Source organism: Mesorhizobium sp. M7A.F.Ca.US.006.01.1.1 (assembly GCF_003997935.1).
Lineage (GTDB): Bacteria > Pseudomonadota > Alphaproteobacteria > Rhizobiales > Rhizobiaceae > Mesorhizobium.
This window is the reverse complement of sequence record NZ_RZQL01000250.1, coordinates 1-9,888: the sequence shown is the minus strand read 5'-3', so window position 1 is coordinate 9,888 and position 9,888 is coordinate 1. Positions and strand designations below refer to the sequence as shown.

The following is a 9,888-nucleotide window of genomic DNA, read 5'->3' as shown; positions in this document are numbered from 1 at the left end:
GTCCTACAAGAACCTGGCGCTGATGGGCGATGCGGCGGCCTCAGCCCATTTCTCGATCGGCTCCGGCACCAAGCTGGCGCTGGAAAGTGCGGTTGCACTGGCCGAGTATGTTGAAACCGAGCCGGACCTCGACGCCGCCTTCCGCAAATATGAGGATTCCCGCCGCACCGAGGTGCTGAAGCTGCAATCGGCGGCGCGCAATTCGCTCGAATGGTTCGAAGAGGTCGAGCGCTATCTCGGCCTCGATCCGGTGCAGTTCAACTACTCGCTTTTGACCCGCTCGCAGCGCATCAGCCACGAGAATCTGCGGCTGCGCGATGCCGAATGGCTGGGCGGCGCAGAAGAATGGTTCCAGCGCCAGGCTGGCGCCGGCGGCAACAGCCTGCGCCGCGCACCGATGTTCGCGCCGTTCAAGCTGCGCGACATGAGGCTGCAGAACCGCATCGTCGTTTCGCCGATGGCGCAGTACAAGGCCGTCGAAGGCTGTCCGACCGACTGGCATTTCACCCATTATGCCGAGCGGGCCAAGGGCGGCGCCGGCCTCATCTATATCGAGATGACCTGCGTCAGCCCGGAAGGGCGGATCACGCCCGGTTGTCCGGGATTCTATGCGCCCGAGCATGAGGTGGCATGGAAGCGGCTGGTCGACTTCGTCCACACAGAGACAGAAGCCAAGATCTGCGCCCAGATCGGCCATTCCGGCGCCAAGGGCTCGACCCGGCTTGGCTGGGAGGGCACCGACGTGCCGCTGGCCTCAGGCAACTGGCCAGTGATGGCGGCCTCGGCCGTTGCGTGGTCGCCGCAAAACCAGGTGCCGAAGGCGATGGACCGTGCCGACATGGACCGCGTGCGCGACGAATTCGTGGCTTCGGCCGAGATGGCCGATCGCTGCGGCTTCGACATGCTCGAGATCCACGCCGCGCACGGCTATCTCCTGTCGTCCTTCATCACGCCTGTCACCAACCGACGCACGGATGACTACGGCGGTTCGCTGGAGAACCGCATGCGCTATCCCCTTGAAATCTTTCGTGCGGTGCGCGCCGCCTGGCCGGCGGAGAAGCCGATCTCGATGCGCATTTCGGCCAATGACTGGGTGGGCATCGAGGGTGTCACACCGGCCGACGCGGTCGAGATCGCACGGCTGCTGCACGAGGCCGGCGTCGACATCTGCGACGTCTCGGCCGGCCAGACCTCGGCGCTGGCCAAGCCGGTCTATGGCCGCATGTTCCAGACGCCCTTTTCCGACCGCATCCGCAACGAGGTCGGCATGGCGACGATGGCGGTTGGCAACATCTACGAGCCGGACCACGTCAACTCGATCCTGATGGCCGGCCGCGCCGATCTGGTGGCGTTGGCACGGCCGCATCTCGCCGATCCCTACTGGACACTGCATGCCGCCGTCACGCTCGGCGACCGTGGCGTGAAGTGGCCGGATCCCTATCTGCCCGGGCGCGACCAGCTCTACCGGTTGGCCGAACGGGATGCGGCTGCAGGGCTGAAAGTATGACGGCCGTAGCAACGATCTCCGGCAGGCATGCGCTGGTCACCGGCGGTGGCTCGGGTGTCGGGCGGGCGATCGCACTGGCGCTGGCTGCTGCCGGCATCGACGTCACCATCTGCGGCCGCCGGGAAGCAGAGCTCGCCAAGGTGGCGAGGGAAAACGACCGCATCTTCGGCATCGCCGCCGATGTCACCGATGAGGCGGCGATGGCGTCGCTTTACGAAGCGGCGGAAGCAGCGCGCGGGCCGTTCGATATCGTCGTCGCCAATGCCGGCATGGCCGGCAGCGCGCCCGCGCACAAAACCGCGCTCAGCGACTGGCAGCGGACGCTCGACGTCAATTTGACCGGCGCCTTCGTGACAGTGAAGCCGGCGCTGGCCGCGATGGCCGCGCGCAAGACGGGGCGGATCATCTTCATCGCCTCCACGGCCGGGCTGAAAGGCTACGCCTATGTCGCGCCCTATGTAGCCGCCAAGCATGGCGTCGTCGGCCTGATGCGGGCGCTGGCCGCCGAGACGGCGAAATCCGGCGTCACCGTCAACGCAGTCTGCCCGGGATTCGTCGAGACCGAGATGCTGGAGGAGTCCATCCAGCGCATCATCGAAAAGACCGGCCGATCGGTCGAACAGGCGCGATCGAGCCTTGCCTCGACCAACCCGCAAGGCCGCTTCATCCAGCCGGATGAGGTTGCCGCCGCCGTGCTGTGGCTCTGCGGCGATGCCGCCCAATCGATCACCGGACAGGCGATTTCCATCTCAGGAGGCGAAACATGGTAGCCGGCCCCCTGCCCGCGCCGTCGGGACCCGGCAAGGACCGCTTGCGGCTATGGATCAGGCTGCTGCGCGCCTCGCGCACGATCGAGGCCGAGCTGCGCGAGCGGCTGAAGAAGGAGTTCAACACGACGCTGCCGCGCTTCGACGTGATGGCAGCACTTTACCGCGCGCCGGAAGGCATGCTGATGAGCGACCTGTCGCGTTTCCTGCTGGTGTCCAACGGCAATGTCACGGGCATCGTCGACCGGCTGGTTTCGGAAGGACTTGTCGCCCGCGCTAGGCGCAATGGCGACCGCCGCACGTCGATGGTGCGGCTGACCGAGGAAGGCACGCAGGCCTTTGCCACCATCGCCGCGGCGCATGAAGGCTGGATCGGTGAATTGTTGGGCAAGGTCAGCGAGGACGACGCGCGCCGGCTGACCGGCATGCTGACCTCGTTCCGCAGCAACTGGGAGGGACGCGAATGACCGCAATGGCCGGACGCAAGCCGAAGCATTTCCTCTGGGAGGTCGAGGGCAGGATCGCAAAGGTCCGGCTCGACCGGCCGGAGCGCAAGAATCCGCTGACCTTCGACAGCTATGCCGAGCTTCGCGACACGTTCCGCGACCTCGTTTATGCCGACGATGTCGACGCCGTGGTGTTCCTCTCCAATGGCGGCAATTTCTGCTCCGGCGGCGATGTCCACGACATCATCGGCCCGCTGGTCAAGATGGACATGAAGCAGCTTCTTGCCTTCACCCGCATGACCGGCGATTTCGTAAAGGCGATGCTGAATTGCGGCAAGCCTATCATTGCGGCGGTCGACGGTGTCGCGGTCGGCGCCGGCGCCATCATTTCGATGAGCTCCGATATCCGCATCGCCACGCCGGAAGCCAAGACGGCATTCCTGTTCACCCGCGTCGGCCTCGCCGGCTGCGACATGGGCGCCTGCGCGATCCTGCCGCGCATCATCGGCCAGGGCCGCGCCGCCGAACTGCTCTACACCGGCCGCACCATGACGGCGGCGGAAGGCGAGCGCTGGGGTTTCTACAACCGGCTGGTCGATGCCACATCGCTGGAAGCCGACGCGCTCGACATGGCGGCGCGCATCGTCTCCGGCCCGACCTTCGCCCACGGCATCACCAAGACGCAGCTCAACCAGGAATGGTCGATGGGTCTCGACCAGGCGATCGAGGCGGAAGCGCAAGCGCAAGCGATCTGCATGCAGACCCGCGACTTCGAGCGGGCGTACAGGGCGTTCGTGGCCAAGGAAAAGCCGGTGTTCGAGGGGAATTGAGATGGGCGCATTGCTAGAAATGCTGGCGGGACAGCGCCCCCCTCTGTCCTGCTGGACATCTCCCCCACAAGGGGGGAGATCGGACGTCCCCCGCGCTTTCGCTAATCTCCGGCGTCGCAAGAATGGCGGCGGCGCCCGATCTGCCAATCTCCCCACTTGTGGGGGAGATGTCCGGCAGGACAGAGGGGGGCGCCGTAGAGCGCAACGCCTCAACCGCGGAGGCACTAATGCCTGACCGTTCCTTCCTCAACTGGCCCTTTTTTGAGGACCGCCATCGCCAACTGGCCGAAAACCTCGAAACCTGGTGCGCAAAAAACCTCCCCGTCGATCACCATGATGTCGACGCCGCCTGCCGCGAGCTGGTGGCGAAGCTTGGTCGGGACGGCTGGCTGAAGCCGACGGCGCTCGACTCCGACAATCCGGGCCCCCTCGACGTGCGCACTTTGTGCATCACGCGCGAGACGCTCGCCCGCCATGACGGGTTGGCCGACTTCGCCTTTGCCATGCAGGGGCTTGGCACCGGCGCGCTCAGCCTGTTCGGCACGTCGGAGCAACAGGAATGGCTTGCGAAGACACGTGCCGGCAAGGCGATTTCCGCCTTCGCCCTGTCGGAGCCGCGCTCGGGATCGGATGTCGCCAACACCGAAATGACGGCGACCCGCGACAGCGATAGCTACGTTCTTACTGGCGAGAAGACATGGATCTCCAATGGCGGCATCGCCGACTTCTATGTCGTCTTTGTCCGCACCGGCGAGGCTCCGGGCGCCAAGGGGCTTTCCGCCTTCCTCGTACCGGGCGACGCCAAAGGGCTTGGCATTGCCGAGCGGCTGGAAGTGATCGCGCCGCATCCGCTGGCGCGGCTGTCTTTCGATCAGGTCCGCCTGCCGGTCGCCGCACTGATCGGCAAACCGGGCGATGGCTTCCGCATCGCCATGTCGGTGCTCGACGTGTTCCGCTCGACGGTGGGTGCGGCGGCACTCGGCTTTGCCCGGCGCGCGCTGGACGAAAGCATCAAGCGGGTGGCCGAGCGCAAACTGTTCGGCGCGCCGATGGGCGAATTGCAGATGGTGCAGGGGCATATCGCCGACATGGCGCTCGATGTCGATGCAGCCGCGCTTCTGGTCTACCGCGCCGCCTGGACCAAGGACATGGGCGCGCCCCGCGTCACCCGCGAGGCGGCGATGGCCAAGCTGTTTGCCACCGACAAGGCGCAAGAGGTGATCGACAAGGCCGTGCAGCTGCATGGCGGCGACGGTGTCCGCAAGGGCCATATCATCGAAAGCCTGTATCGCGAGATCCGCGCGCTGCGCATCTATGAGGGTGCCTCCGACGTGCAGAAAGTGGTGATTGCGCGGCAAGTGATGGGCGCTGCCTGACGGCAGAGATTTTGACGAGCGTTCGATTTGAAATTGGGTTTTGGAATACCGGGAGGTTTTAAATGCACAGGATTCTGCAGCCCGAAGGCTGGGCAAAACCTGTCGGCTACGCCAATGGCGTCGCGGCACGCGGGCAGCTCGTCTTCGTCGGCGGACAGGTCGGCTGGAACGGGCAATGCCAGTTCGAGACCGACGATTTTGTCGGCCAGGTGCGGCAAACGCTTCAGAACATCGTCGCGGTGCTGGCCGAGGCCGGTGCGGGGCCGCAGCACATCACCTCGATGACCTGGTACTTCACCGACAAGGCCGAGTATTTGGCCAACCTCAGGGGCATCGGCGAGGCCTACCGCGAGGTCATCGGCCGGCATTTTCCGGCGATGGCCGCCATGCAGGTGATGGCGCTGGTCGAGGACCGGGCCAAGGTGGAGATCCAGGCTACGGCAGTTATCCCGGAGTAAGGAATTCGTTCGTCAGGAATAAACGCCTCCTCGCTTCGTCATCCACGGGCGGAGCAAGGAGCGAAGCGACGCGGCGCAGACCCGAGGATGACGAAGTTGGGAAGGGTTCGCAAATTCCGAATGCTCTACCCAAACTGATGATGAAATCCCTGACCGCCAACAGGCAGCGCTTCCCGGAGCAATGCTACTATGCGCGCAGTCCCGCCTTCCGCAAAATCGGCAGGACGTGATCGCAGAAATAGGGCAGTTCCTGCGTGTAGTTGACGAAGGACAGCGCGATGCCCTGATAGCCGTGCCCGGCAATGGCGGCCATGTCGGCGGCGATCGTTTCCGGCGTTCCGATCAACGGGTAGGTGCCGGCGCCGCCGGCGAAACGCTGCCGGTAGCGGTCATAGGCGTGCGGGTCGTGCGACTGCGAGAATTCCTTCTTGCCGGCCATGTGGGCGTCGACCGCGTCGTGATCGGCCATATCGACGGCGTAGCGCGTGTAATAGGCCTGCGCCTCTTCCATCGTCGGGCGGCAGACGACATGCGCCACCGTGTAGACGCCGACGTCGCGGCCCGCCTTGTCGGCCCGCTCGCTGATATCGGCGACATGCTTGCCGGCATCGCTCATCTCGGAAAAGGTCGTGAACAGATAATCACATCTGGCGGCGGCGAAATCGCGGCCCGGCCCGCCGAAGGCGGCGTTCATGGTCACCGGCCGTGGAACCTGCAGGCTGGCTGGCCGGCTCACCGCTTCCTTGAGGCGATAGTAAGCGCCCTCATAGTCGAGCGGTTCGGCCGAGGCATAAAGCTTTTCGAGGATGTCGATCCATTCGGCCGCCTGGTCGTAGCCCTTCTCGACCAAAGGCGTGCCGAACATGCCGAATTCCTTAGGGCTCCAGCCGCAGACGATGTTCAAGCCCGCGCGTCCCTGGCTGATATGGTCGACCGTCGCCAGCGCCTTGGCGGCATAGAGCGGATGCACCAGCGGCACATGCACGGTCATGAACAGGCCGATTTGCTCGGTGGCCATGGCGAGAGCGGCCGCCCAGGTGAAGGTCTCGAACGACCATTCGCGCACCTTGTTGCGGCCGCCAAAGCCGCGCCAGCGCGCGATCGGCAGCATGAACTCCAGCCCGGCACGGTCGGCGATCTGCGCCGCCGTCACATTGTCCTGCCAGCTCGCCGTCCAGCGTTCAGGCACATCGGTGATGGCAAGCCCGCCATCGGCATTGGTCGAAAAGACGCCAAGCTTCAATCTGTTCGGGCCGTGCAAGGGGTGTGGTTTGTTCATGTCGCGACCTCCCGGCGAAGATCGCACGCTACGACCCTGCAAAAATATTTCAAGCATGAAATAGCTTCGCCTCGCCATGGTTTGCGGATATGGATTCTGGCAGAGACAAAGAGGGGATCGGCATGAGCGAGTTCCGCCAGAAATGCATCGGCAAGACGAGCCTTGTCGGCTCCTTTGCCGCCATTCCCCATCCCGTCGCGGTCGAAGTGATGGCGCAGTCCGGCCTCGATTTCCTCTGCATCGACTGGGAGCATGCGCAGATCTCGCGCGACATGATCGAGAGCATGGTGCGGGCGGCTGACGTGCATCGCGTGCCAGCCATGGTGCGCGTTCCCGGCCACGCGCCGGAGGCTGTCCAGGCAGTACTGGACAGCGGCGCGCAAGGCGTTCTGGTGCCGCGCGTTTCGACCGCCGCCCAGGCCGAAGCAGCGGTGAAAGCCTCGCGTTATCCACCGAAAGGCGAGCGCGGCGTCGGGCCTGGCCGCGCCGCCGGCTACGGCTATCGCATTCCCGAATATCTTGCCGGCGCCAATGACAGGATCGTCGTCGCGATCCAGATCGAGACATCGGAAGGGCTGGCCAAAATCGAAGCGATCGCGGCCGTCGACGGCGTCGACGTGATCTTCGTCGGCCCCGGCGATCTTTCGGTGTCGATCGACGCGATCGGGCCGAACGGCGCCGACAGGCTCAATGCGGCGATCCGCACGATCATCGGCGTGACGATCGCGCACGGCAAAGCCGCCGGCATCTTTTGCGCCAGCCCGCAGCCTGTCGGGCAATGGGCAGCTATCGGCGCCAGCTTCTTCATCCTGGCCAGCGACACGATGTTTCTCGGCGCCGGCGCTGCGGCCAACTGTGCCGCCGCACGCGACGAACTGGCGAAAAGGCGTATGGGTCGGGCAACAGGACGGTGAAACTTTTTAAGCTTAAAACTTTCGCCTTGAAAAGTGCCGCACTTTGGATAAGCATTCCAGGATCGATGGCGACTGCCGTACGGGACGAGCTTCCCGGCCAGTCCATCGTTGTACTCCGGGTGGGAGGGGTTTCAGTCCTTGTCGTTCGTACTGCCCCAGTCATCGTCCAGCGCGCGCTATGCCTTTGATGGCGTGCGCGCCCAGATTCGCGATCTGCACACAGAGAACATCGCCAATCTTGCCGTGCGGGCGCGTGAACTCGGCGATGTGATCGCGCTCTGGTACGGCGAAGGCGACATGGTGACGCCGGCCTTCATCCGCGACGCTGCCAAGGCCGCCTTTGATGAAGGGCTGACGTTCTACATTCCCAACATGCGCGGCCACGCGCCGTTGAACGAAGCGCTGTCGGAGTATCAGACGCGCGTGCACGGCCGGCCGATCCCGATCGCGCGCACCACCGTTACACCTGGCGGCATGCAGGCGCTGTACCTAGCGCTGGAACTGCTGGTCGATACCGGCAGCAACGTCGTCTATGTCGCGCCGCAATGGCCCAACATCCACAACGCCATCCATTTGATCGGCGGTGAGCCACGGCCGTTTTCGCTCGACTACAGGGGTGACTGGCATCTCGACCTCGACCGGCTGTTCGCAACCTGCGATGCACGCACGCGGGCGATCTTCCTGTCGACGCCGTCCAACCCGACCGGCTGGACCGCAACGCGCGAAGAGATGCAGGCGCTGCTCGACTTCAGCCGGCGCACCGGCATCTGGATCATCTCCGACGAGGTCTATGGCCGGCTCTATTTCGACGGCAATGTAGCGCCCTCGATCCTGCAGATCGCCGAGGATGGCGACCGGGTGCTGTCGGTCAACAGTTTCTCCAAGGCCTGGGCGATGACCGGCTGGCGCATCGGCTGGCTCACGCATCCGTCGGGGGTGGCCGACCAGCTCGGCGCCATGACACAGTATGTCAACAGCGGCACTGCTGCCCCGATCCAGGCCGGTGCGGTCGCGGCGATCCGCCAGGGCGAGCCGCTGGTCGAGGAGATCCGGCAAAGGATCAGGACCGGCCTCGACCTCGCCTATGGCAGGCTGGCGCAAATTCCGGGCATCATCCTGCCTGCGAAACCGCGCGGCGGCATGTATGCCTTCTTTGCCATGGACGGCGAAAGCGACGCCCGTCGTGCCTGCGCCAGGATATTGGAGACGGCGCGCGTCGGGCTGGCGCCCGGCCATCTGTTCGGAAGTTCGGCAACGGCCTTCCTGCGGATGTGCGTGTGCCGTGAACGTGACCAGATAGCGACCGCGCTCGAACGCATGGTCGCTGCCATGAATTGACGCCCTGCCTGAAACGGGACGGCAAAAAACCGTGCGGGAGCAACCCGCCCGATCAACAACAGAGGGAACACAAATGAGCTTCACGCGCCGCAAATTGCTTCTTCTCGCCGCCGCCATCGGCATCGCTGCCGGCCCCGCCACCGCTTATGCCGCCGATGTGCTGAATGTCGGCGCCTACCCGACCAATCCGCCGTTCGAATACAAGAACGAGAGCGGCACCTTTGAAGGCTTTGAAGTCGACATCGTCAACGAGGCCGCCAAGCGCATCGGCATGACCACCGACATCGCCGATCTCGGCTTCCAGGCGCTGTTTGCCGCCACCACGTCGAAGCGCATCGACGTCGCCATCTCGTCGATCACCATCACGGCGGAGCGGCTGAAGTCACAGTCGTTCACGCAGCCCTATTATGATTCAGACATGGGCATCGCCACCAAGACCGACAGCGCGATCAAGGCCGAGGCCGACCTCAAGGGCAAGATCATCGGCGTGCTGTCCGGCTCGACCGGCGAAACCTGGGTCAAGGCGCATCAGGAAGCCGACGGCTTCAGCGACGTGAAGGGTTACGACACGCAGCAGAACCTGCTGCTCGACCTCAGCGCCGGCCGCGTCGATGCCGCCGTCAGCGACATTCCGGGCATGCAATACGCCTTCACCAAGATGAAGGATCTGGTGGTCAAGGAGCGCATCAAGACCGGTGAGCAATACGGCCTGATGATGACCAAGGACCACCCGCTGCTCGGCAAGCTGAACGACGCGCTGAGCGCGATGAAGAAGGACGGCACGCTGGCCGCCATCCACAAGAAGTGGTTCGGCAGCGACGCGCCGGCCGACTCCTCGACCATGAAGGAAATGCCGCTGCCGAAGGCCTGAGCTGAAAGCTGCGCTGACATCGTGCCGGCTTTCCAGGCCGGCACGATTCATTTCATGCTCCAGCGCCGGCTTCCGCGCAGACCGCCTCGCCATCTGCGAGGC

Annotated in this window: 10 protein-coding genes; 9 read left to right on the top strand and 1 reads right to left on the bottom strand. The window is 64.6% G+C overall.

The genetic code is table 11. From position 1 onward, the window contains the following. The 6 genes from EN943_RS30470 to EN943_RS30445 form a co-directional block, all read left to right on the top strand. Positions 1-1,507, top strand: a 1,507-nt coding sequence (locus EN943_RS30470; RefSeq protein WP_127415810.1) for a bifunctional salicylyl-CoA 5-hydroxylase/oxidoreductase, incomplete at its 5' end; no start/stop codon positions are given. Then, positions 1,504-2,277 (top strand): SDR family NAD(P)-dependent oxidoreductase, encoded by a 774-nt coding sequence (locus EN943_RS30465; protein WP_127415809.1) that lies wholly within the window; start codon positions 1,504-1,506, stop codon positions 2,275-2,277. The genes EN943_RS30470 and EN943_RS30465, both read left to right, overlap by 4 nt. Then, positions 2,271-2,741 (top strand): MarR family transcriptional regulator, encoded by a 471-nt coding sequence (locus EN943_RS30460; protein ID WP_023811475.1) that lies wholly within the window; start codon positions 2,271-2,273, stop codon positions 2,739-2,741. Before EN943_RS30465 ends, EN943_RS30460 begins: the two co-directional genes overlap by 7 nt. Beyond that, complete coding sequence (locus EN943_RS30455) at positions 2,738-3,550, top strand: enoyl-CoA hydratase family protein (RefSeq protein WP_127415808.1); 813 nt, start codon at positions 2,738-2,740, stop codon at positions 3,548-3,550. Before EN943_RS30460 ends, EN943_RS30455 begins: the two co-directional genes overlap by 4 nt. Before the next feature lie 227 nt (positions 3,551-3,777). After that, on the top strand, positions 3,778-4,926 hold the full coding sequence (locus EN943_RS30450) for an acyl-CoA dehydrogenase family protein (protein WP_127415807.1): 1,149 nt from the start codon (positions 3,778-3,780) through the stop codon (positions 4,924-4,926). A 62-nt stretch (positions 4,927-4,988) separates the two neighbouring features. Continuing rightward, positions 4,989-5,384: a RidA family protein gene (locus EN943_RS30445; protein ID WP_127381544.1), complete on the top strand. Its 396-nt coding sequence runs from the start codon at positions 4,989-4,991 to the stop codon at positions 5,382-5,384. A gap of 187 nt (positions 5,385-5,571) precedes the next feature. Here the strand turns inward: EN943_RS30445 and EN943_RS30440 are convergent, their stop codons facing one another. Further along, complete coding sequence (locus EN943_RS30440) at positions 5,572-6,663, bottom strand: LLM class flavin-dependent oxidoreductase (protein ID WP_127415806.1); 1,092 nt, start codon at positions 6,661-6,663, stop codon at positions 5,572-5,574. A gap of 122 nt (positions 6,664-6,785) precedes the next feature. Here EN943_RS30440 and EN943_RS30435 point away from each other — a divergent pair, with 122 nt between their 5' ends. From EN943_RS30435 to EN943_RS30425, 3 genes are all read left to right on the top strand, one after another. Further along, on the top strand, positions 6,786-7,577 hold the full coding sequence (locus EN943_RS30435) for an HpcH/HpaI aldolase/citrate lyase family protein (RefSeq protein WP_127415805.1): 792 nt from the start codon (positions 6,786-6,788) through the stop codon (positions 7,575-7,577). Positions 7,578-7,715: 138 nt separating this feature from the next. Beyond that, positions 7,716-8,915, top strand: a complete 1,200-nt coding sequence (locus EN943_RS30430; RefSeq protein ID WP_127415804.1) for a pyridoxal phosphate-dependent aminotransferase — start codon at positions 7,716-7,718, stop codon at positions 8,913-8,915. A gap of 73 nt (positions 8,916-8,988) precedes the next feature. Continuing rightward, complete coding sequence (locus EN943_RS30425; RefSeq protein ID WP_127415803.1) at positions 8,989-9,786, top strand: ABC transporter substrate-binding protein; 798 nt, start codon at positions 8,989-8,991, stop codon at positions 9,784-9,786. Positions 9,787-9,888: the final 102 nt, after the last annotated feature.